The organism is Parvimonas sp. D9 (assembly GCF_035282565.1).
Lineage (GTDB): Bacteria > Bacillota > Clostridia > Tissierellales > Peptoniphilaceae > Parvimonas > Parvimonas micra.
In genome coordinates this window covers 108,454-133,499 of record NZ_JAYKBM010000002.1, presented here as the reverse complement: position 1 = coordinate 133,499, position 25,046 = coordinate 108,454, and the positions used below count along the sequence as shown (strand labels likewise).

General features: G+C 28.3%; 20 protein-coding genes. 14 read left to right on the top strand and 6 right to left on the bottom strand.

The genetic code is table 11. The annotated features are described in order from the left end of the window. Positions 1–33 precede the first annotated feature (33 nt). Positions 34–6,201, bottom strand: coding sequence for a S8 family serine peptidase (locus VJI94_RS02800; RefSeq protein ID WP_324008256.1), 6,168 nt, complete (start codon positions 6,199–6,201; stop codon positions 34–36). A gap of 357 nt (positions 6,202–6,558) precedes the next feature. Here VJI94_RS02800 and VJI94_RS02795 point away from each other — a divergent pair, with 357 nt between their 5' ends. Genes VJI94_RS02795 through VJI94_RS02775 form a run of 5 tightly spaced genes read left to right on the top strand, consistent with a single transcriptional unit; the run spans position 6,559 to position 10,781 of the window. Then, entirely contained in the window at positions 6,559–7,101 is a 543-nt protein-coding gene (locus VJI94_RS02795) for an XRE family transcriptional regulator (RefSeq protein WP_324008255.1), read from the top strand. 9 nt (positions 7,102–7,110) lie between these two features. After that, entirely contained in the window at positions 7,111–8,160 is a 1,050-nt protein-coding gene (gene potA / locus VJI94_RS02790; protein ID WP_118058960.1) for a spermidine/putrescine ABC transporter ATP-binding protein, read from the top strand. Continuing rightward, positions 8,161–8,988, top strand: coding sequence for an ABC transporter permease (locus VJI94_RS02785; protein ID WP_004833110.1), 828 nt, complete (start codon positions 8,161–8,163; stop codon positions 8,986–8,988). Next, complete coding sequence (locus VJI94_RS02780; protein ID WP_118058959.1) at positions 8,978–9,754, top strand: ABC transporter permease; 777 nt, start codon at positions 8,978–8,980, stop codon at positions 9,752–9,754. Before VJI94_RS02785 ends, VJI94_RS02780 begins: the two co-directional genes overlap by 11 nt. Then, positions 9,747–10,781: a spermidine/putrescine ABC transporter substrate-binding protein gene (locus VJI94_RS02775; RefSeq protein ID WP_324008253.1), complete on the top strand. Its 1,035-nt coding sequence runs from the start codon at positions 9,747–9,749 to the stop codon at positions 10,779–10,781. The genes VJI94_RS02780 and VJI94_RS02775 overlap by 8 nt, the downstream gene beginning before the upstream one ends. Before the next feature lie 45 nt (positions 10,782–10,826). On the opposite strand, the gene VJI94_RS02770 is transcribed toward VJI94_RS02775, so the two are convergent. Beyond that, positions 10,827–11,852, bottom strand: a complete 1,026-nt coding sequence (locus VJI94_RS02770) for a M42 family metallopeptidase (RefSeq protein WP_324008252.1) — start codon at positions 11,850–11,852, stop codon at positions 10,827–10,829. Positions 11,853–11,982: 130 nt separating this feature from the next. On the opposite strand from VJI94_RS02770, the gene VJI94_RS02765 reads away from it, so the two are divergent. Then, the gene (locus tag VJI94_RS02765) at positions 11,983–12,210 is read left to right on the top strand and encodes a hypothetical protein (RefSeq protein ID WP_324001090.1); all 228 of its coding nucleotides are present in this window, start codon (positions 11,983–11,985) and stop codon (positions 12,208–12,210) included. Between the two features lie 23 nt (positions 12,211–12,233). Here the strand turns inward: VJI94_RS02765 and VJI94_RS02760 are convergent, their stop codons facing one another. The 3 genes from VJI94_RS02760 to VJI94_RS02750 form a co-directional block, all read right to left on the bottom strand. Then, the gene (locus VJI94_RS02760) at positions 12,234–13,733 is read right to left on the bottom strand and encodes a C69 family dipeptidase (RefSeq protein ID WP_324008251.1); all 1,500 of its coding nucleotides are present in this window, start codon (positions 13,731–13,733) and stop codon (positions 12,234–12,236) included. Positions 13,734–13,883: 150 nt separating this feature from the next. Beyond that, entirely contained in the window at positions 13,884–14,741 is an 858-nt protein-coding gene (gene pdxS / locus VJI94_RS02755; RefSeq protein ID WP_004833116.1) for a pyridoxal 5'-phosphate synthase lyase subunit PdxS, read from the bottom strand. Positions 14,742–14,833: 92 nt separating this feature from the next. Next, a complete protein-coding gene (locus tag VJI94_RS02750) occupies positions 14,834–15,469 on the bottom strand; it encodes a thiamine diphosphokinase (protein WP_324008250.1) in 636 nt (211 codons plus the stop codon). A 134-nt stretch (positions 15,470–15,603) separates the two neighbouring features. On the opposite strand from VJI94_RS02750, the gene VJI94_RS02745 reads away from it, so the two are divergent. Further along, entirely contained in the window at positions 15,604–17,358 is a 1,755-nt protein-coding gene (locus VJI94_RS02745) for a 1-deoxy-D-xylulose-5-phosphate synthase (RefSeq protein WP_004833118.1), read from the top strand. 19 nt (positions 17,359–17,377) lie between these two features. Beyond that, on the top strand, positions 17,378–17,851 hold the full coding sequence (locus tag VJI94_RS02740) for a flavodoxin (RefSeq protein ID WP_324008248.1): 474 nt from the start codon (positions 17,378–17,380) through the stop codon (positions 17,849–17,851). A gap of 147 nt (positions 17,852–17,998) precedes the next feature. Here VJI94_RS02740 and VJI94_RS02735 read toward each other — a convergent pair whose 3' ends face one another. Further along, positions 17,999–18,637: a superoxide dismutase gene (locus VJI94_RS02735; RefSeq protein ID WP_324008246.1), complete on the bottom strand. Its 639-nt coding sequence runs from the start codon at positions 18,635–18,637 to the stop codon at positions 17,999–18,001. 179 nt (positions 18,638–18,816) lie between these two features. Here VJI94_RS02735 and trkA point away from each other — a divergent pair, with 179 nt between their 5' ends. The 6 genes from trkA to VJI94_RS02705 all read left to right on the top strand — a co-directional run bounded on the left by trkA (position 18,817) and on the right by VJI94_RS02705 (position 24,752). Continuing rightward, entirely contained in the window at positions 18,817–20,172 is a 1,356-nt protein-coding gene (gene trkA / locus VJI94_RS02730; protein ID WP_150263103.1) for a Trk system potassium transporter TrkA, read from the top strand. 7 nt (positions 20,173–20,179) lie between these two features. Then, on the top strand, positions 20,180–21,625 hold the full coding sequence (locus VJI94_RS02725) for a TrkH family potassium uptake protein (protein WP_324008245.1): 1,446 nt from the start codon (positions 20,180–20,182) through the stop codon (positions 21,623–21,625). Between the two features lie 12 nt (positions 21,626–21,637). Beyond that, positions 21,638–22,258: a ribonuclease H family protein gene (locus VJI94_RS02720; RefSeq protein ID WP_324008244.1), complete on the top strand. Its 621-nt coding sequence runs from the start codon at positions 21,638–21,640 to the stop codon at positions 22,256–22,258. A 3-nt stretch (positions 22,259–22,261) separates the two neighbouring features. Continuing rightward, on the top strand, positions 22,262–23,287 hold the full coding sequence (locus VJI94_RS02715) for an L-threonylcarbamoyladenylate synthase (RefSeq protein WP_324008242.1): 1,026 nt from the start codon (positions 22,262–22,264) through the stop codon (positions 23,285–23,287). Positions 23,288–23,572: 285 nt separating this feature from the next. After that, positions 23,573–24,256: a class I SAM-dependent methyltransferase gene (locus VJI94_RS02710; RefSeq protein ID WP_324008240.1), complete on the top strand. Its 684-nt coding sequence runs from the start codon at positions 23,573–23,575 to the stop codon at positions 24,254–24,256. A 22-nt stretch (positions 24,257–24,278) separates the two neighbouring features. Beyond that, the gene (locus VJI94_RS02705) at positions 24,279–24,752 is read left to right on the top strand and encodes a GNAT family N-acetyltransferase (RefSeq protein WP_324008239.1); all 474 of its coding nucleotides are present in this window, start codon (positions 24,279–24,281) and stop codon (positions 24,750–24,752) included. Positions 24,753–25,046: the final 294 nt, after the last annotated feature.

Sequence of the window (25,046 nt, the reverse complement as noted above, 5' to 3'; positions counted from 1 at the left end):
GGAAGTGATAAAACGCACTTCCTTTTAGATTACTTATTTTATTACTCTTTTGTGAAGAGTTAATATGCCTAATAGAATAGCTGACAACACTAAAATTATTATTGAATTATTTGAAATTCCTGTTTTTACTAATTTGTTTTTGATTTTATTAGTTTTGTTATCATTTTTGTTGTCTGTTGAATTATCAGGTTTATGGTCAGGTCTAGTGTTATTATTGTTATCGCTAGGTACATCATCTTTTTTAACTATTGTTAAAGATGTTTCTATTTTACCTGTTGTAAATTCAAATACAAGTTTGTGTATACCAATTGATAAAGTAGGTTCAAAGTTATCGTTGAATTTTATAACTGTACTTCCTTTTGTAGCTGAATAAAACTCTTTACCTAATTCTTTTCCATCAACTAAAACTCTAACAAATTTTGAAATATCTTCGCTAATCTTGATATCAGATATTTTTCCTCCAACTGTTACTGTTTGATTATCTCCATATTGGAATTCTATTTTGTTTGGAGTGTCATCAGGATTTTGAGGTTTTTCTTTTTTAGAAATTGCTATAGAATCTTCTGCTGATTTATCTTTTGTAAGTTCAACTTCAAAATTATTTTTATCAATATTGTAGTTGTCATTTATTTCTACTTTTATTTTATATTTTCCAAGTAAAACAGCTTTTTCAAAAGAATTACCTTTGTTTTCAAGCTCAACTTCTTCTCCTGTAACTACATTAATAGCTTTAATTTTTAAATCTTTTGGTATGTCATCACCGTTAACCTTGATTTTAATCACATATCCCATTGTTGCTTTAGCATTTTCAATATCTTTAATAGCAGTTTCAAGTTCATTTAATTTGAAATTTACTTTTAATAAGTTTTTAGCATTTTCAATAGCTTCCAAATATGCTTCATTATCTTCTTCATCAGAATTAATGTATAAATGACCTTCTGAAATTAAGTCTTTTTCAACAATTAAATCGTTAAGTTTTTTAACAAGTTTTGCATGAGGTTTATCTCCGTCTAAAGAATCTTTTGCAAGTTTAATATCTTCTACAGCCTTCTTAACTGTAAATTCATTTCTACTATTTTCGTTTTCAATTAATTCTTGACCTGCTTTTATTGAATTATCATATAATTCTTTTAATTCATCAATAGCATTTAGATATTTTTCTGATTCCTTAATTTTTTTGCTTTCTTCAACTAATGATTTCAATTCTGTAATATCTATACTGCTTGGTTTTCTTTTAATTTTGAAATTAAATACTTGATCAGGATTTTCTAGGCTTAAATTAAAATTATTTACTGCATTAGGGGAGATTTCATAGTCTGAAATTTTTCCGTCAATATCTGTAATTTCAAGTTTATGTTCTCCTATTGGAACAGAAATTTTATTTCCTGATAGGGAAATTTCTTTTCCATCAAGTTCAATTTTGCTTAATTTATTAGCTGTATCAATAAATTCAAGTTTAATATCAATGCTTCCTTTGTTTATCTTTTCAAGATTAACTACAATTTCGCCGGTATCTTTTGTAATTTCAATTTCCTTGTCTATATTTTTACCTTTATAACTTTCAGGACTTACTATTTCTACTTTATATTTACCTAATTCGACTATATTCTTTCCAGATTTAAAGTCTAAGTCATTTAATTTAAATTTTACATTTGGAACTTGTGTATCACCAGCTTTAAACTTAAAATCTATTTCTTTTCCGTCAACAACTTCTTTAGTAATATTTAAATTTATTGGATGTCCTTCCGTACCGAATACCCAAGCTTCTCCATTAGGACAAGTATATCCACTTGCTAAATTTGTTACAACTACATCATATCCTGAACCGCTTGGAATAAGTACTGAATGAGTATTCTCATCTGATTGTTTGTAAGTATGTTTTACAACAACTTCTCCTGAATCTTTTTTTCTAATTTCCAATTCAAGCTCATCATTTGGATAGTTTTCAGGAATGTTTACATTAATTTTTCTTGGATATTTTTCAATAAAATTGTTTTCGTTGTTTTTGCCCCAGGTAAATCCAACAGTAACATTTTTTTCTCCTCTTTTAACTTCTATAACTTTTTCTTTTAAGTTGTAAGTAGGAGTAGGTTCATTAGCTTGAGCTTTATATTCTCCATATTCTTCTTCTTGAGCTTCTATACAATACCAACCCGGATTTAACTTCATTCCAGGAGTATAGTCAAGGCTTAATTTACCTTTTTCAAAATTAAATCTTTCGTTATAGTTATAAATCTTATACTTAGTTTTTATTCCTTTTTCATTTCCGTTGTCTTGAATCAATAGGGAAAATTTGTCTTCTTCTGTTTCCTTAAAATATTCAAAAATAACTTCTTGTACAGGGTTTTCTTCTGTTAATTTTACAGTTTGCATACCCGGAACAACATAATATCCTTTAGGAATTTCTTTAGGAACTATTTCTGAACGGCCTCTACCAATGCTTCTAATATTTACAGGTTGACCAACTGAAAGATTCATTCCCATATACTCAATATGTCCATCATATCCTTTTGTTATTGGAATAACTTTAAATTTACTTTCTGAGAAAAGTAAGTCTATTCTATTCTTAAATGAATTTTCATCTATTGTTATTTCCGAAATATCTTTTTGATTTTTTGTACTAAGTTCATAATCATATTTTAATGCTTTGTTTGGATTTGTAATTTCTACATTTATTTTATATTTTCCATAAGGAGCATTTAAGAAAAATTGAGGAGTACCTTCAACTTCTTGTTTTAATTCAAATTTTAACTTAGGATTATCTATATTTGTAGCTGTTATTTTAAATTCATTAAGAGCTAAATCGCCAGTTCCTCTTGCAAGAACCATTTTTTGTCCTATTTTTTGCTTTTCAAATTTTAATTCTATTTTTTTATTTAAGTTTTCGTCAGTTATTTCAAATTCTTGATTTGTATTTTCTCCAATCAATTTATACTCGATAGGACAGAATTTATATACAAAAGTATATTTTCCATTTCTAAGTTTTTGAGTGTTTTTTACTATTTTATTAGATTCGTCATAAACATCATACTTTATAGGTACATTTTCTCCATCTTCTGTTGTTGCAACAACTTCAAGCTTTCCAAGTTTTTTATTAGAAGTCATAATTTCACAGTCTTCAGTATATTCATTGTATGCAATATCTGTTACTGTAACTTTAACATCTTTTAAATTTGAATCATCTTTTAATTGGATTTCATATTTATTTTCTCCAATATTTTTAACTTCTAGTTCAACTTCTTTTGGTTGTTTGTAATCAGGGTATTGAGGGTAAGGTGCTACCATTTCTATTCCTGTAGCTTTAACATTTTTTATTTCATTTGCATCTTCAACTGTAAATGTAAATTTCTTACTTTCACTATCAAATTTAGCATCTTTAAATTTAGGAGCTTCTTTATCTATTGAAAATTTAATAGAATGCTTTTGCTCTTTTGAACCTTCAATAGTTGGTTTAGCTATTATATTAAGAGTATAATCTCCATCTTTTTGCTTGCTTAGATTTCCAATGTCAATATTAGTATATCCTAAGAAGTTTTCATTTAAGTCTTCTTTATCTGCCCAGTCGGAAATATTTTTTAGGAAAAATTTTGTATCTTTTTGTTCAGCAACAACTTTGTCTTCTGAATTTCTTATTTCATATCTTGCATCTGCGTTTCTAGTAAAAACAGAGTATAAGCTGATTTCATCTAATTTTCCATCTCCATTAGGGCTGATTACTAATTTTTTGCTAAATTTCGGTTTTATTTCTGTATCTTTTTGTGCCTTCTTTAATTCGTTTAATTCATCAAAATTATCCATACCTAATACGGTTGGCTTACCATCAATTTTACTTTCAATATGAGTCATGAATCTGTGCCAAGCATTTGATATCGGTTTTAAATTCCAGAACATTGGATTTTCTTTATTAAAATCAAATTCATAAACAGGTTTTTCAATTACTGAAAGATTATTAAAATCTCCTTTAAAAGTTACAAATGGGAAATTAGCTTTTTTGCCATCGTTACCTGATAAAGTTAAAAATCCTTCAATGAAAGCTCCTTTTTCAAAATCTTTAAGTTTTTCTAGATTTTCAACCGGAATATTTATTTCTTTAACAACTTCTTGATTAGCACCTATAATAAACTTTTCGTTTTCTAGTGTTTTAGTAAATAATTCTGTAGGTTTTAATAAATTTTTCTTTCCTTTATGTTCATCAACAGTTACTATTACAGAGGGTGTAATTTCTTTTGAATGATTTGAATAGTTTTTAATTCTTAATTTTAAAGTAATAGTATCATTTATTCCTTTTATAAAAGTAGAAGGAACATTTGTATCCTTATCAACAACAGTAAAGTCTAATTCAGTTGCGGACTTCATATCAACTACACCAGCACCTTGATGTCTAGGGGAGACAGGTACATTATTTTCTTTATCATTAAGTGGTTTTGCAGAATTCATAAGTATTGTCTTAATTAATTTTCCTCTATTAGCTACACTTAAGTTTTTAAATTCTGATCTTTCTTTTAAACTTTGAGAAACAAGGGCAACAGCACCTGAAACGTGAGGAGTAGCCATTGAAGTTCCACTCATTTCAACAAATCCTGAACCGTTTTTTGCAGAGTATATATGTCCACCCGGAGCAGTTAAATCAGGCTTTAGAATCCCGTCTGAAGTAAGTCCCCAGTTAGAAAAACTACTCATTCTTCCTTCTAAGGGATTTTTAACTAAGTCTTCTTCGCTTGAAACAGTAACTTGAGTTGGAGTTTTTGCCTTTAATTTTTCTCCATCTTCCATAGATATACCAATTGCTGGAATTGTTGTAGAATTATCTAAAGACATTGAAAAAGAACCTAGTACATTGTTATAAATTATAACTCCAATTGCTCCGGCATCTTCTAATCTTTTAATTTTGTTATTAAAAGTATCTCCACCACGTTTAACAAGAGCTACTTTTCCATTTACATTAGAAGGAATTGATCCTTCTAATGCTTCTCCACAATCTATAATATCAAAAGTTTTACTTTTAAAAGTTCTATCCTTAACTTCATAATATACTATTTTTTCATTTCCAAATGATAGATATTTTGCTATATATTCGTTGTTTTCAACAGATGCTACGGTTATTGCACTTTGTTGAATTCCTGGAGATGCAATTGTTCCAAAATCAGGATGATCTATTGAAATATCTCCTTGGTATTCACCTTCATTACCTCCTGCAATAACTACATTTGTACCTACAGAAGTTGCTTTGTCAATTATCTCTGCGACGCTTTTATCTCTTTCATTATGAGTTCTTATAGTTCCTTTAGGTTTTCCAAGGCTCATATTTATTGCAGCTGCTCTTAAATAAACAGCATCACTTATAGCTTTTATATAATAAGTTGAGGATGTTCCTTCATTCACAAAACAGTTCATCATTAAAAGTTGTGAATTAGGAGCAACTCCACGCCAATTATATTTATTCTTGATTTTAGTTTGGCTTCCACCAATAACAGCAGCAACATGTTGTCCATGTCCTTCTTCTGTTTTTTCAGGATTTAAGTTTGAGTTTTCATTTATATAATGATATGCTAGTGGAACTTTAGAATTAAAATAAACCTTATCTTCAGTGAAATTTTTATTTTCTCCATTTTTGTGTTTCACTAGCTTTTTAATATCTTCTTTTGTTATTGCAGGAGTAATATCTTTATCCAATTTAAAAACCTCATGAGTTGGATCAAAGTTTGTATCAATAACTCCTACAACTTCTCCACGTCCATCATATTTTTTTAAAAAATCATCATCAATACCGATTAACTTTGTTGCATGTGCAGCACTTCGAGGTGTAGGTTTTGCAGTATTCGGTTTCAAATCAACTTCATATTCAGTATCTTGTTCAATTCTCTTAATAAAGTCTAAATTTTTTAGCTTGGCTATTTGAGTCTTAGTTGCTTCGAATGAAATAAATGGCAAAAGAAACTCGTCTCTAGATAGTTCTTTAAAATCTCCTATAATTTCATTTATTTTTTCCTTTGCAATATTTAGAGAATTTGAATTTATTTCTTTTATTTTTTCATATTCTCCATTTTTTAAAAGTTTATCAATGTTTTCTCCCGAAATTTTGGAAGTGTTAATTGTTAGAATGATTTTACTGACTTTATCTTCAGCTTTAGTTATAAAATTGCTTGTAAATATTGATAAAACTAAACATAATGCTAAAAATCCAGAAAAAAGTTTTTTCATAACAATCCTCCTGTAAATAAAATTTATAAAACATTCTAATATTTTTTAATGAAATATTAGATATATAATATAAGAATATTATATACTAAGATATAGTTTTTTACAATATTATTATCAACACTATTCAATAAATAAATCTAATGGAATTGATTAATTAAATTAGATTTTCTAATAATTTTAATTTAATTAAGTTAAAAATTTATAAAGTTAATTTTGTTTAATATTTTAAAATTTTAAATAAAAATTTTAAATTTTTATTAAAAAGTATTGAATAAAGATTTATTTATGATATAATATTTATTGTTTAATATAGGGATATTTATAGTTTAATATAGTGTTATATTAGGAGAAAGTAAAGTGGATATTGGAGAAAAAATTAAAAATTTAAGAACCATTTTGGGACTTACACAAGAAGAACTCGCAGAGAGAGCAGAGCTAACTAAAGGCTTTATTTCTCAACTTGAAAGAGGACTTACTTCGCCATCAATTAGTTCTTTAGAAGATGTTTTAGAGGCACTTGGGACTAATATTTCAGATTTTTTTAAAGAAGAGAAAGAAGAAAAATTTGTTTTTCAAAAATTTGATGCTTATGAAACTATTTTTGAAAATGGAAATAGTAAATTAGAGTGGATTGTTCCAAATGCACAAAAAAATTCAATGGAACCGATAATAGTAACTTTAAATGGACATAAAAGTTATTCAAGGACTTATGAACCTTTTGAGGGAGAAGAATTCGGTTATGTTTTGAAGGGAAAAGTTGAACTTCATCTTGGAACAAAGGTATTTGTTTTAAAAGAGGGTGAATGTTTTTATACGAAGGGTCAATTTGAAAGAAGTATAATAAATTTGTCTAAAAAAGAATCTAAGGTTTTGTGGATTACTAATCCACCAAGTTTTTAGGAGGAATATATGGGAAATCACGCAGTCGAATTAGTTAATATAAATAAAAGATTTGGAGATAATATTGTTCTTGACGATATAAATTTATATATTAGAGATAAGGAGTTTTTAACTCTTTTAGGTCCATCAGGTTGTGGAAAGACAACTACGTTAAGACTTATTGGAGGTTTTGAAACTCCTACAAGTGGAAAAATTTTATTTGAAGGAAAAGACATTTCTAATGTTCCTCCTTATGAAAGAAATATAAATACAGTCTTTCAAAAATATGCTCTTTTTCCAAATATGAATGTTTATGAAAATATTGCTTTTGGTCTTAGAATTAAGAAAATGCAAGAAAGTATTATTAATGAAAAAGTTAAAGAAATGCTAAGACTTGTAAACTTGAAAGGGTATGAAAAAAGATCTATTCTATCTTTAAGTGGGGGTCAACAACAAAGAATTGCAATTGCAAGAGCTTTGGTAAACGAACCAAAAGTTTTACTTTTAGATGAGCCACTTGGTGCTTTGGATTTACAACTTAGGAAAGATATGCAAGTTGAGCTTAAAAATATTCAAAAGAGAGTTGGGATTACATTCGTTTATGTAACTCATGATCAGGAAGAAGCTCTCACAATGAGCGATACTATTGTAGTTATGAATGATGGTAAAATTCAACAAATTGGAACTCCGATAGATATTTATAACGAACCTAAAAATGCCTTTATAGCTTCTTTTATTGGAGAAAGTAATATTTTAGACGGAGTTATGAATGAAGATTTTGTCGTAAGTTTTTCAAGTAGAAAATTCAAATGTGTTGATAAAGGCTTTGCACCAAATGAAGAGATTGATGTAGTAATTCGTCCAGAAGATTTGGAGCTTGTTGATGAAGAAAATGGAATGTTGGTAGGAATTGTAAAGTCTGAAATTTTTAAAGGAGTTCATTATGAATTACTTGTTAAAGTTGGAGAAGTTGAGTATATGGTTCATTCCACTATTACAAAACCTATAGGTTCAAAAGTTGGACTTAGAGTTACACCTGATAATATTCATATTATGAAAAAAGGAGCTAAAGAAATATAAATGAAATTTAAGAGGTTTGCATATCCATACGTTGTATGGTTAGTAATTTTTATTGTTGTTCCTCTTGTTTTCATAGCAAAATATTCAGTTGACTATGGAGGAGAAAATTTTCTTTTTTCATTGGAACATTACAAAAGATTTTTTAACCCGACTTATATTAAAGTTTTATTAAGATCTTTAAGAATGGCGGTTTTATCTACAGTATTATGTCTTATAATTGGTTATCCTTTTTCATATTTTATTTCAAAGTTTAAAGTTAAAACTAGAAATATGATGATTTTGTTGGTAGTAATTCCGATGTGGATGAACTTTTTACTTAGGACTTATTCTTGGATTAGTATTTTGAGTAAAAATGGACTTTTAAATTCAATTTTGAATTTTTTTGGACTTCCAACTGTAAATTTAATGTATTCTAATGTATCAATTTTAATAGGGATGGTATATAACTTTTTACCTTTTATGATTTTACCTATTTATACAACTTTGATTAAGATAGATAAGGAATATATTGAAGCATCTCATGATTTAGGTGCTAATAGACTTAAGACTTTTACTAAATTAGTATTTCCTATGAGTTTGCCTGGCGTTATTACGGGAATTACAATGGTATTTATACCAGCGATTTCAACTTTTGAAATATCTGCACTTTTAGGTGGAAATAAAGAGAATTTAATAGGAAATATAATTGAACAACAATTTAGAGTAACAGGAAATTGGAATTTTGGTTCTGCAATGAGTATGGTACTTTTAGTTATGATTTTGGTTTCACTTTTCGTTATGAATAAGTTTGATCCAGAGTATTCAAAAGAGGTGGAAAATGGAAAATAAGTTAAAAAAATTATATATTTTATTAGTATTCATATTTATATATGCACCAATTTTTGTGCTTATACTTTATTCATTCAATGATTCAAAACTCCGAGGCTCTTTTACAGGAATTACTTTTAAATGGTATGTTGAATTATTTAATGATAAAGAGGTCTTGAGAGCTCTATATTATACAATACTGATTGCTGTTCTAACTACGGTAATTGCAACTTTTATAGGTACCGTTGCAGCTATCGGGATATATTATATGAAAAAAAGTGAAAAGTTTGTAGTTTTAAATTTGAATTACATTCCAGTTTTAAATCCAGATATAGTAATAGCTATTTCATTAATGGTTTTATATAAAGTTTTTAATATCGATTATGGATTTTTGACTTTGCTTGCTTCACATATCGTACTTGCGACGCCTTATGTAATACTTTCTGTTTATCCAAAGATGAAACATATGAATAAATTTTTACCTGAGGCAGCCATGGATTTAGGGGCAACACCTTTTTATGCTTTGAGAAAGGTTATTTTACCAGAAATTAAGCAAGGAGTATTTGCTGGAGCATTACTTGCGTTTACTCTTTCATTAGATGATTTCGTTATAGCATATTTTAATAGTGGAAATGGTGTTGTAAACTTAAGTACACAAATATACTCTATGGCAAGAAAAGGAATAAATCCATCAATAAATGCTCTTTCAACATTGATGTTTATTGCAATGTTAGTTCTTTTACTAATAATAAATAAGAAAAGTGAGGATGGTATATTATATGACTAAAAAAAATATATTTTTGAATGTACTTTTTTCATTTTGTATGATTTTTTTACTATCTTCTTGTAGTAAAAGAGAAGGTAATGTTGTTAATATGTATAATTGGGGAGAGTATATAGATAAAGAAGTTTTAGATGAATTCACAAGAGAAACCGGAATTAAAGTAAATTATGAAACCTTTGTTACTAACGAAGATATGTACTTGAAGATAAAACAAGGTGGAAGTAATTATGATATAGTTGTTCCTTCAGATTATATGATTGAAAAGATGATTAAGGAAGATATGCTTGAACCAATTGATAAAAGTAAGCTTTCAAATTATAAGAATATAGATGTAAAATTTTTAAATAAGAGCTATGATCCTGAGTCAAAATATTCCATTCCTTTGTACTGGGGAACATTGGGTATTTTATATAATAAAAATTTAGTTGATGGAGAGATTACTTCTTGGGCTGATTTATGGGATGAAAAGCATAAAGATAAAATTGTTATGCTGGATAGTTCAAGAGATAGTTTTGCAGCAGCACTTTTAAAAAATGGTTTTTCGATGAATTCAAGAAATAAAGAAGAATTAGAAATTGCTAAAAAAGATTTAATAAAGCAAAAAAAATCAATACTTGCATATCTTGTAGATGAAACAAAAGATAATATGTTAGCTGAAAATGCTGCGATTGCAGTGATGTATTCTGGAGATGCGACTGAACTTTTAAATGCAGACAAAAAATTTAAGTATGTAAAACCCAAAGAGGGAACAAATCTTTGGTTTGATTCAATGGTAATTTTAAAAAATTCAAAGAATAAAGAAAATGCACATAAATTGATAAATTTCTTAATCAAAAAAGAAATTTTAACAAAAAATATGGATTATACATGTTATGCAGTTCCGAATCAAGAAGTGATTAATAAAAATAAATTAGTAAAATCTGTAACAGAAATTGACGATAAATATTTTAAAAAAATGGAAGTATTCAAAGATCCATCAGATTTTATAAAAGAATATGATAATATCTGGACAGATGTAAAAGCTGATTAAAAAAAGGCATAGATTTTCAAAATCTATGCCTTTTCAAATTAAAATTTATTTATCTAATAAATATTCCAACATTAATTTATAAGTATTTTCGATACCTAAAATATGAGTTCTTTCATAACTGTGGCTAGCATCAACTCCCGGACCAATTAATGCACAACGAATATCATTTCCTGCTCTAAGTGCAGCAGTTGCATCTGATCCATAATGTGGATAAATATCTATTCTGTAGTCAATATTTTTTTCTTCAGCAATTTTTCTCAATTTATTTCTCATTCCTAAATCATAAGGTGTTGTAGAATCCATTGCACATATTGTTACAGCTTTTTCATCGGATTCTTGTCCAACTCCCGGAGCTGCCATATCTACAGCAAAGAATTCAACAGTATTTTCAGGAACAAAACTTGAGCCATGACCGATTTCTTCATAATTACTTATGAAGAAGTTAATTGTATTTTTCGGTTTGATTTTGTTTTCAACTAAATGTTTTGCAAGTCCCATCATAGCAGCTATACAAGCCTTATCGTCCAAATGCCTTGATTTGATAAAACCTGAGTTATAAATTCTACATCTTGGATCTAAACAGATAAAATCTCCAACAGAAATTCCAAGCTTTCTAACATCTTCAGCAGTTTTAACATCTTCATCAATTCTGATTTCCATATTTTTTATTGAGCGTTGACCGGTAGTTGTAGTATCATAAACGTGAACTGACGCTTCATTATATAGAGCAGTTCCAGGAATTAATTTTCCGTCATAAGTTTTGATAAATACATTTTCAGTTTCAACACTTGTTGGAGAAAAGCCACCAACCAAGCTAAAAGCTAGACGTCCATTCGCTTTTATTTCCTTAACCATTAAACCTAAAGTATCAACATGACCTGAAAAAGTTATAGCTTCTTTTTCTTCACCTTCTATTGTAGCTATAAGAGCGTTCTTATTAGTTCTTATACAAGGAATGTTCAATTCCTTAAACTTTTTTTCCATAAAACAAATTGCGTTTTCAGTGTCTCCGGTAGGACTGTAGATGTTTAATAACTCTTCAAGTAAATTTTTAACATAATTTCTATCCATAAAAACCTCCAAATATATTTAATACAAATATTATACACGATATTAAATATATTGTAAATTATCCCAAAATTGACAATAATATGATAAAATGATATACTTTCCTTGATTTTAATGGAATAGAGGAGATACTATGAGCATTTTGACGAATAAAAAATTTAATTTAATTATAAATGTTTTGATTGTTTTTATCTGTATTTTAATGTTAATCTTTTTTAAGGCGAGAACTTTTGAAAAAGTATTAATTATTATGATTTTAATTTTAAAATTATTAAGTGTTTTTGATTTTTTTAAAAATAAAAGAATGGAAGAAAAACAGGAAGTAAAAAAAAGTGGGAAAAAGAAAAAGGGAGCAAAATAAAGCTCCCTTTAAATTTTAATTTTTTAAGCATCAGATCTTGAAAAACCATTTTTCATTTCACAGCTTGCTGTGTAAAGAACTTTGCCTAATAAATCAATTGTTTGTTTTCTTAATTCTGTTGCAATTTCTTCATTTGCCTTTTCGCAGAATTCAACAACTTTTTCTTTTGCAACTTTTCCACCTAAAAATTCATTATCATACTTATTTATGATTTCAGTGCATTTTGATTGAATAGCCAATTGGTAACGTTCAATATGTGAACTACAAGATGCAAAATGAGCATCTGCTAAAGCTGCGACCAGACGATTTGACCAATAGAAATCTTCTGTTGTAAGTTCTTTAGTAGTATTTGCAAGATATTCAGGAGTCTTATCTATATTTACATAGAAAGGAATCATTGCATTAAATACATTTGAACCAAGTGCAAGCCATTCAATACTTCTAATTTCTTCAGGCATATCAGGTCTTATTTGTACAAGTCCCAAGAAGTTATTTCTGTTAATACCGATTGGTCTGAATTTTCCTCTTTCATTTGAGAATTTTCCATAAGGATCATAAGGAGTTCCTTGGAAATGATTAGAAAGTGCATATTTGATATCTTCAACAGTTATTTTTTTGTCCGGAGTTCTACACCATGGAATATAATCTGATTCAGGAACATAATCTGCATCCATTCCATCCCAATAATTTGTAAGTGGATTGAAATATCTTTGTAATACCCAAGCACGAGGTGTATTATAAGTATGATCTGCGTCTGAATGACTACCAAAAGCATCTCTAGGATTTAGACTTCCATCAATAGAAAGATCTAAATGGTATCTATTTATAAATTCTTTTAAATCTGAAGAACACATATATTCTTTTTGTTCACCGAAAGCATCTTCCAAATCAAAATAATCAATTCCAAGTTGATTTGGCATAATTACATAACAATCATCAGGAACACGTCTTGCAATCCAATGATGACCTCCGATAGTTTCTAACCACCAAATTTCATTTACATCTTGAAAAGCTATACCGTTCATTTCATAAGTGCCGTATTTTTCTAAAATTTCTCCAAGTCTGATTACTCCTTCACGAGCAGATTTGATATATGGTAAAACTAAAGTAACCATGTCTTCTTCACCAATTCCGCCAACTTTTTCAGGAACATAATCTTTGTCTCCTTCTTTTCCAACAGCAGGAATGAAATTTACAAGAGGATCAGCACCCAAAACTCTTTCATTTGAAGTTAGAGTTTCTGTTGCAGTCATAGAAATATTTAACTCATTAACACCACAAGCACCCCAAACTCCTGATTCATCAACTGCATTAGGCATACAAGTATAACGCATAGGATTAGTAGGTAAATCAATTTCAACATGAGATAAAACTGATTTATATTTTATTGGTTGTTCGTTAGGTTGAACAACTATGAATTTTTTTTCAGAAAATTGACCAGATGGAGAGTCCTCATTACGAGCAACCATTGTTGATCCATCAAAAGTAACGTTTTTTCCGACTAAAATTGTAGTACAAGCCATAATAAAATCTCCTTTCAAAATATAATAGTTTGCATAAATTGCGTAACATTTTCATCTATGCTACAAGTATATTATACTCCAAAAAAAATAAAAAGTAAACATATTTAATAATAAATATCAAAAGATAAACAACAATAAAAGTTGAATATATTAAATTCCTCTTTCAGCCATTATTATTTCAATTTCATTTTCATTTATTCCAACCATAGCTTCTCCAAGATTTTCAGAAACTTTTGCAATAATTTTAGGATTATTATAATGTTTAACAGCTTCAACAATTGCCTTTGCTCTTTGTTCAGGATTTCCTGATTTAAAAATTCCTGAACCTACAAAAACTCCTTCAGCTCCTAATTGTCGCATAAGAGCTGCATCTGCAGGAGTTGCAACTCCTCCGGCTGAAAAATTTACAACAGGAAGTTTTCCGTTTTTGTGAACATATTTTAATAATTCATAAGGAACTTTAAATTCTTTTGCTTTTTCAAATAATTCATCTTCTGCCATTGCAGTTACTTGACGAATTTCACCTTGAATTTTTCTCATATGTGAAACAGCTTGAACAACATCTCCCGTACCTGCTTCTCCTTTTGTACGAATCATTCTTGCACCTTCTTGAATACGTCTTAAAGCCTCTCCTAAATCTCTTGCACCACATACAAAAGGTGTATCGAATGTTGTTTTATCTACATGATGAATATTATCTGCAGGAGATAACACTTCACTTTCATCAATATAATCTATTCCAATTTCTTGTAAAATTTGAGCTTCAACAAAATGTCCAATTCTACATTTTGCCATAACAGGAATTGAAACAGATTTCATTATACTTTTAATCATTGCAGGGTCACTCATTCTTGAAACCCCTCCGGCAACACGAATATCAGCAGGGATTCTTTCTAAAGCCATTACTGCAACAGCTCCCGCTTTTTCAGCTATCTTTGCTTGTTCGGGTGTAGTAACATCCATTATAACTCCACCTACAAAATTTTGTGTTAAATCTTTCTTTTTCATAATAATACTTTCTCCTTAAATAAATTTTACATAAACAGTATAATATATTTTTGATACTAGAGAAAGCACCAAAATTAATATAAAAAATGGTATCAGATTAAGGTTTTAATTACACATAAAATTTTTCCTTTTTCAAGAGTTATTTTTGCAAAATTTGATTCTATAATATTACTCATACAAAGAGAATTTCCTTTTTTAAGAGTAATATTATCAATATTATATTTAAAACCGAATAATGTTAAATTTTTTATTTCTTCTGAAAATGGTATAAATGAAATTTTTGTATTTGATAGATTGTTAAATTCAAAATTTTTTTCTATCTTAAATAGCATTTCATTTTCTTTTAAGAAATATAAATTATCATATTTAAACATTAAATTAATATTTGTAAGTTCATGAGCTATATCTCCTCCAAATGCTCCAATACAATATATTTTATCGTAAGTTTTATCTTTAACGTAATTTAAAATTAATTCAGAATCTGTAAAATTTTTATCTTCAGGGAATTTTTTTATAATTACATTTTTTTTCTCATAAAAATTTAAAATATCTTTATTAATTGAATCTAAATCTCCCCAAATTTCATTTGGAATTAAATTTAATTCATAGCAAAGATTGGCTCCTCCGTCTGCACAGAATATATCACCTATATTTTGCATAAAGAAATTTTTAAAATATTCTACATTTCCTAAAAATTTTCCATTAAAAAATATATAAGCAAATTTCATATTTTTTCTCCTAATTTTTTCTATATTTATATTTTAACACAATTTAAAAAATTTTAAACTATTGAATATTTTGTTTATTAGGGGTATAATTTAATAAATTGAAGTAAAAATTTTACATAAAAGGAGGAGATATAATGTATTTAGAAAAAATCAATTCACCAAAAGATATAAAAAAATTATCTATTGATGAATTAAAAGAGTTAATTGTGGAGCTTAGAGCACATTTGCTAAAAAGACTTAGCGAAAAGGGGGGACATATAGGTCCTAATCTTGGATCATTGGAATTTACAGTTGCACTTCATTATGTTTTTGACTCTCCAAAGGATAAGATTGTTTTTGATGTATCTCATCAAACTTATGTTCACAAAATGTTGACAGGAAGAAAAGATGCATTTATGATTCCCGAAAAATATAGTTCAGTTACGGGATATACTTCTCCTAAAGAAAGTGAACATGATTTCTTTACTATCGGGCATACTTCAACTTCAATAAGTCTTGCATGCGGTCTTGCAAAAGCTAGAAATTTAAAAGGAGATAACGAAAATATTATTGCAGTTATAGGAGATGGTTCTTTAAGTGGAGGAGAAGCTTATGAAGGACTTAATAATGTTTTTGAACTTGATAGTAACATGATTGTAGTTATAAATGATAATAATCAATCTATTGCTGAAAATCATGGAGGTATTTACAAGAATCTTTTTGAACTCAGAAAAACAAAAGGAAAAGCTGAAAATAATATTTTTAAAGCCATGGGACTTAATTATATCTATGTTGATGAAGGAAATGATATTGAAGAACTGATTTCAGCATTTAAGTCCGTGAAGAACATTGGCAAACCTATAGTTGTTCATCTTTCGACAAATAAAGGTAACGGATTCAAACCTGCAGAAATAAATAAAGAAGATTTTCATTTTGGAGCACCTTTTGATATTGAAACAGGAGAATTTAAGAGAAATAAAAGTGGACAAAAAGACGAAGATTATAGTTCTATAACTTTAGACTTTTTGATAAATTCAGTTAAAAATGATAAAACTGTTGCTGTTTTGACTGCGGGAACACCTGGAGATTTTGAATTGTCAAAAGAAGTTAGGGAAAAAATGGGCAAACAATATATCGATGTTGGAATTGCAGAGGAACATGCAGTAGCTATGTCTTCAGGACTTGCAAAAAATGGTGCAAAACCTGTTTTTTGTGTATGTAGTTCATTTATCCAAAGGACTTATGACCAACTTTCTCAAGACTTGTGTCTAAATAATAATCCTGCATTGATATTAGTTTATTATGCGTCTGTTTATAGAGCAAATGATGTGACTCATCTTGGAATTTTTGATATACCGATGATTTCAAATATTCCAAACTTGGTTTACCTTGCTCCTACAAATAAAGAAGAACATTTAAAGATGATGGAGTGGGGATTAAATCAAAATGAACATCCTGTTGCAATAAGAGTCCCTGCATTAGATTTAGTATCAACAGGAGAAGAAGACAAAACGGATTATTCTATTTTAAATAAATACAAAGTTACAAAAAAGGGAAAAGATGTGGCCATAATTGCTCTTGGTAATTTCTATAAACTTGGAAAAGAAATTGCAGATGAATTGGGAGACATTACTTTGATAAATCCAAGATTCATTACAGGATTGGATGAAGAATTGCTTGAAGAATTAAAAGAAAATCATAAATTGGTAATAACTTTAGAAGATGGAGCTATAGATGGAGGTTTTGGAGAAAAAATTTCAAGATTTTTTGGAACATCCGATTTAAAGGTTAAGAATTATGGGATTAAAAAGAATTTTCCGGATAGAGTTGTTGCAGAAAAATTACTCCTTGAAAATGGAATTTCAAAAGATTTAATCATCAATGATATCAAGGAAATATTGAATAAATAGGAGATAGGAGGTACTGGTTATGAGTAGAAAATTAGTTGCATATTTCAGTGCAAGTGGAGTAACAAAAAAACTTGCAGAAAGAATTTCAAAAATTGCAGGAGCGGATTTACACGAAATTGTGCCTAAGGAAATTTACACAGATGAAGATTTAAACTGGATGAATGAAAATAGTCGTAGCAGTATCGAAATGAAAAACAAATTATTTAGACCTGAAATAGCAAACAAGATTAATAATATTGATGACTATAATACTATCTATGTAGGATTTCCTATTTGGTGGTATGTTGCACCTACAATCATAAATACTTTTTTAGAAAGTTATAATTTAACAGGAAAAACTATTATTCCTTTTGCGACTTCAGGAGAAAGTTTAATGGGAAATACTAACGAAGAATTGAAAAATTCCTGTAAGGGTTCAGTTCTAAAAGAAGGAAGAAGATTTGACATTAAAGATAGTGATGAAATAATTAAAAATTGGATTGAAAGTTTATAAAATGTTAGCCGACTTAATTTCAAGTCGGCTATTTTTGTATAGAAGAACCTCATCCTTCTACGATATTTCACATTGAGAGGAAATGCGGAAACTTTGTTATTGTACAATAAAAAAAGAGATTTCGTTTGAAATCTCTTAATATTTTAATTAACATCCGCATCCGCAAGAACATTCGTTGTAGTTTCTATTTTGATATCTTTTTTCTACAATATCCCAGTTTACAACCTTCCACCATTCTTTTAAGTATTCAGCTCTTTTATTTTGATATCTTAAGTAATAAGCATGTTCCCAAACATCATTTCCTAAAAGGATAATTTTTCCACATGAAATAGGGCAGTCTTGATTAGGTGTTGAAATCACTTCAATATTTCCTTCTTTATCACAAACAAGCCATACCCAACCTGAACCGAATTGTCCTGCACCTTTTTTGTTAAATTCTGCTTTGAAAGTTTCAAAGTTTCCAAATTTTTCGTTAATTTTTTTAGCAACTTCTCCAATAGGTTCTTTTGATCCACCTGGAGTCATGCTTTCCCAGAATAGATTATGATTGAAAACTCCACCTACATTATTTCTAATTCCATTCTTTTTTTCTTCCGGAGCATGTTCTAAATGTGTTAAAATTTCTTCTAATGAAGCTTCTTCAAACACTGTATCTTTAATTAAGTTATTTAAGTTATTTACATAAGCTTGATGATGTTTGCTATGATGAATTTCCATAGTTTCTTTATCTATTACAGGTTCTAGTGCATCATAAGCATAATTCAATTTTACTAATTCAAATGACATTTTATTCCTCCTAAAATTTTAAAATATTTAAAAACTTATTTGTTTTTCAAGTTTATTTTACCCATAGGAATATCCTTAAAACTTTAATAATGAATATCAATAAAATGACGGTTTGTATAAAATATTTTTTTCTATTGAAGTTTTTTAAAAATATGATATACTATGAATTGGAGGTATTTATGAAAATTATAATAGTTGGAGCCGGGAAGGTTGGAGAGTATTTATTTACTGATTTGAATACAGAAGACAATGATATTATTTTAATAGAAAAAAGACAAGAAATACTAAATGAAATGTTATCTAAATATGATATTATGGGAATTTCCGGAAGTGGAACGAACTATGATGTTTTAGAAGAGGCGGGAGTTGCAGATAGCGATGTATTTATTTCTGTAACTGAAAGTGACGAAACAAATATTATATCTTGTATCTTTGCAAAGAATATGGGAGCAAAGTATACTATTGCACGTGTTAGAAATCCGGAATATTCTTCTAAGTCTGGTTTTGTAAAGGAAGTATTGGGAATTGATTTAGTAATTAATCCCGAATTTGTCGCTGCAAGAGAAATTTCCAGAGGGTTAAAGTATCCATTTGCACATTCAGTTGAAACTTTTGCAGATGGGCGAGTGAAGCTTATAGGAATTTCTGTTGGGAAGGACAGTCCATTGAAAGATATCAAAATTTCGGACTTGCAACAAAAGTTTAATATAAAAATTTTAATTGGAATAGTTGAAAGAAAAGATGAAATTTTTATTCCATCAGGAGATTTCATTATTAGAGAAAATGATAAAGTTTATTTCACAGGAACTGATGAATTTGCATATAAATTTTACAATATATTAGAAGGTGGAAATAAAAAGATAGAATCCGTTTTTATAATAGGTGGTAGTAGAATTTCTTACTACTTAATTTCAAACTTAATTCGTGAAAATATTAAAATTAAGCTGGTTGAAGTTAATAGAGATCTGGCAACTTCATTTAGCGAAAAATTTCCATCAAATGTTAAAGTTATTTGTGCAGATGGTTCAGACTCTGATGTTTTAGATGAAGAGGGATTAACAAATTATGATGCTTGTGTAGCATTAACAGGGATTGATGAAGAAAATATTATGTTAGGAATGTTTGCTGAAAAACTTAATGTAAAAAAAGCTGTTGCAAAAGTTAGTAGAATTTCTCTTTTAAATATAATTCCATCTACTGAAAGATTTTCATTTGTTACACCAAAAAGATTGGTTTCTGACATAATAATTAGTGTAGTAAGGTCAATTATTAATAGCGAGGGATCAAATATAGAGACTTTGCATAGATTATCAAATAATGCTGAGGCTGTTGAGATAAAAGTAAATAAAAAATCTAAAGTACTGGATATCCCACTAAAAGAGTTGAAAATAAAAGATAATGTACTTATAGCATACATAATTAGAGATAATAAACTAATTTTCCCAACGGGAGAAGATTCTATAATGGTAAATGATACTGTAATAGTGATTTCGAAGGCAAATTTGATACAAAATATAGATTGTATTTTGGCATAGGTGTATTATGAATAAGAAAATTATAAGATATATTTTGAGCAAAATTTTATATATTGAGGCAGGTTTTCTACTTTTACCTATTATTGTTTCTCTCATATATAAAGAAGATATTAGTAATATTTTAAGTTTTTTAGCGACAATAATTTTATTATTGTTAAGTGGATATGTAATCGGACATAAAGCAGATGGTAGTGGAGCATTTTATGAGAAAGAGGGATTTGTAATAGTTGCTTTATCTTGGATACTCTTATCTGCTTTCGGTTCTTTACCATTTATTTTTTCAGGTTCGATACCAAGTTTTATAGATGCTTTTTTTGAAACTTCCAGTGGTTTTACTACTACAGGAGCAAGTATCTTAACAGATGTCGAAGCACTTAGTCATTCAATACTTTTTTGGAGAAGTTTTACACATTTGATTGGAGGTATGGGTATTTTAGTTTTTGCTCTTGCAATTTTACCTCGTTCAAATAGACATTCTCATATTATGAAAGCAGAAGTTCCGGGTCCTGTTTTTGGGAAACTTGTTGCGAAGATGAGTTATACTGCAAGAATTTTATATAAAATCTATTTTGCAATGACCGGAATTTTGATAATTGTACTTATTTTAGCAGGGCATCCTGTTTTTGATTCATTTATTCATGCTTTTGGAGCAGCAGGAACGGGTGGTTTTGGAATAAAAGCAAGTTCAATAGCTTATTATAATAGCCCGGCGGTTGAAATTATTTTGGCAATTGCTATGATAACTTTTGGAATTAACTTTAATTTATTTTATATAATTTTAATAGGAAAAGTTAGAGATGGATTTAAAAGTGAAGAGTTAAAATGGTATTTATTTATAGTTTTTGGAAGTGTGATTTTAATATTTTTCAATATAAGAAATAATTATACTTCATATCTAAAGGCGATGAGAGATATATTTTTTACAGTCTCTTCAATAATATCTACTACAGGGTATGCTACTGTTGATTTTGGAAAATGGACGGCTTTTTCCCATTCAATCCTTTTGTTTTTGATGTTTACAGGGGCATGTGCAGGTTCAACTGCCGGAGGATTAAAAATTTCAAGACTTATAATTTTAGTAAAGTCATCTATTTTACAATTTAGAAAGTCGATAAATCCGAAAAGAGTTTTAAGCGTAAAAGTGGATAATAAACCTGTTCCTAAAGAAGTTTTAGAAGAGGTGAAGACTTACTTTGTAATTTATATATTTTTAGTTATTATTTTTACAATTTTAATATCTTTTTCAGTTCCGGATTTTTTGACTGCATTTTCAGCCGTGATGGCTACATTTAATAATATTGGACCCGGAATGGGAATTGTAGGGCCTACAGGAAGTTATGCAAGTCTTACTGACTTTAATAAGATAGTTTTATCTTTTGCAATGCTAGCTGGAAGACTTGAAATATTCCCAATACTAATTTTATTTTCATCAACAACTTGGAAAAAGAAATAGGAGGAGTTATTTTTGGCTAAAAAGTATTATGTGGTAAAAGTTGGAAAATCAGCCGGAATTTATAATAATTGGGAAGACTGTAAAAAACAAGTTACAGGTTTTTCAGGTGCGATTTATAAATCTTTTCCAATTTTAGAAGAAGCTAAAGAGTATTTGAATAATGAAAATATAGAAGTTAAAAGCGGTGGATTTAATTTAGAAGACATTGCTGAAGATGAAATTGTGGCCTATGTTGACGGTTCTTATAAAAAAGATACTTTAGAATACGGTTATGGAGTTGTCCTAATTTTAAAAGATGAAGTTATTGAATTTTTTGGAAAGGGAGAAAATCCTGAAGTTGCAAAGAGTAGAAATGTAACAGGAGAACTTTTTGGCTCAATTAGAGCTATTAGTGAGGCAATAAAACTTAAAAAGAAAAAAATAACTGTTTTTTACGATTATCAAGGCATTTCATCTTGGGCTAATGGAGAATGGAAATGTAATTTACCTCTTACTATAGGATATAGAGATAAAATTAGAGAGTTTAGAAAGGAAATAGAGATTTTATTTGTAAAGGTTAAGGCTCATTCAAATGATAAATATAATGATCTTGCAGACCATTTAGCAAAAAAATCTTTGGGAATTGAAAAATAGTTTATGACTGAAATATTAAAACCGACAAAAGAAAATATAGAAAAATCCGCAAAATTAATATTAAATGATGAAATTGTTGCAATTCCAACTGAAACTGTATATGGTTTAGGAGCGAATGGATTATCAGATATTGCTGTTTCAAAAATTTTTAAGGCAAAAAATAGACCACAGGATAATCCTTTAATATTGCATATTTCAGATTATGATATGATGGAAAAATTGGTTTATGAATTAAATAATGATATAAAAGAATTTTTAAATCATTTTTGGCCGGGACCACTTACAGTTGTTATGAAAAAGAAGGAAATAATTCCTGATGCTGTTAGCTGTGGACTCGATACTGTTGCTATTAGAATGCCAAATAATGAAATTGCAAGAAGTTTTATAGAACAATGTGGAGTGCCAATAGCTGCACCTTCTGCAAATATTTCGGGAAAGCCATCACCAACGACTGCAGAAGATGTTTTTACTGATATGAATGGTAAAATTTCTGTAATTTTAGATGGTGGGCTTTGCAATATCGGAATTGAATCAACAGTTTTAGATTTGACTAAAAAACCTTATACAATTTTAAGGCCGGGGTTTTACACAAAGGAAGATTTTTTGAAATATGAAGATGAAATTTTAATTGATGATGCTATTGTAACAGAAAATACAATTCCAAAATCACCTGGGCAAAAGTATAAACATTATGCACCAAAAGCAAAAGTTGTGGTAATTTCAACTAAAGACAGGAAAAAATCATCAATGGAGATTGAAAAAATACTAAAAGAAAATAAAGACTTGAAAATAGGAATATTTAAGTTTGACGAAACTATTTTAAGTTTGGAAAGTGAAAATATTTTATCATTGGGTTCAGTTTTTGACTTAAAAGAAATGTCTAAAAAATTATTTAGAGGTCTTAGAAAATTCGACGAAAAAAATGTTGATTTGATTATTGTTGAGGGTTGTGATGAAAATGGACTTGGATTTTCAATAATGAACAGACTTAAAAAATCAGCAAGTGGTAATATAAAATATATTGATTAAAGATCTTATGCTCTTTTTTTATTGTGAAATAACAAGTTTTCCAAAAAATCACCGGATATGAAGTATCGTAAAAGGATTGGATTCTTATCATAAAGTTGTTTTTAAAATTATAATATGATATACTATTTAAAATTTATCAGGAGTTTTTTTATGAGTAAGGATTTAAGTTTTGATGAAGTAATGAATATAGACGATGATTTACAGAGAAATCAGATGTTGTATAAATTTTTTGATTAAGATTCAAGATTGAAAAGTAAGTTCGGAATGGTGGAAAAATTTACTACAATGAGAGAGATAGATAAAGTTATAAATTTTAATACTAAAATGCTTGATATAGGAGCAGGAACTGGAGTTTATACTATAAATTATGCTGATAAAGTTTCTGAAATATACGCTTTTGAACCTGCTGAAAATAATTTTTTGAAATTAAATGAAAATTTGAAAAATTATAATTTTAAAAATATTATAACAAAGCAATTAAGTTCTTTGGAGCTTGAAATATTACCAGATGACTATTTTGATGTTGTACTTTTATTTGGTCCACTATATCATTTATCCAATAAAGAGGATCAACTGAAAACTTTAAATGATGTAATTAGAGTTTGTAAAAATGGAGCACATATTTTTATAGCATTTATAAATCACGATATGGTACCTATTACGGAAACAAACTATAATTTTAATTATTTTGAAAATGGTGCATATGATAAGAATACTCAAAGAGTATGGAACAGACCTTTTATATTCTTTACAGTTGATGAAAGTAAGAGATTGTTAGAAAAATCAGGACTAAAGATAGAAAGTATAATTGCATCTGATGGCTTTTCTGAATTATTATTTGAAAAAATTGAAAAAATGAGTGATGTAGCTTATGAAAACTATCTACAATGGCATTTTAATCATTGTAAAAATAAAGAACTTTTAGGAGCATCAAATCATTTATTATTTGTTACAAAAAATATAAAATAGTAAATTTAAAGGAGTTAGTAATTTGAAAGAATTGATTATTAAAGAAATTGTTGATATTAAAGAAAAGGAAAAAATATCAAGAGAAATATTAAATGATCTTCCTGAATGGTTTGGTATGCCGGAAAGTACGGAAGAATATATTACAGATTCACAAGATAAACCATTTATTGCCTGTTTTATGGATAACGAGGCAGTAGGTTTTGTAGTTTTGAATGCTACAAGTGTGGATTGTGCAGATATTTTTGTTATGGGAATTAAGAAAAACTATCATAGAATGGGTATTGGAACAAAGTTAAATGATGCTTATGAAGAATTGGCAAAAAAACTTGGTTACACTTATTCTCAAGTTAAAACTGTTCAAAGCGGTCATTATAAAGAATATGATATAACAAATAATTTCTATAAATCTGTAGGATATAAGGAATTGGAAGTTTTTCCAACTTTATGGGATGAATGGAATCCTTGCCAAGTTTATATTAAATATATTGGAAATTAGCATTGTTGCTATTAAAATTAAATAATTGAATATGAGATGAAAAGCAGTATATCAAAATTTTACTGCTTTTTTATTGTTCAAATTATGATATAATAATTATAGATTTATGCCTAATGATAAAGCTATAATTATTTCATCATAATAACCTAAATATAATTATCAAAAAGAGATTATGATATAATAATTATAGATTTATGCCTTATGATAAAGCTGTAATTATTTCATCATAATTACCAAAATTTAATTATAAAAAAGAGATTATGATATAATAATTATAGATTTATGCCTTATGAT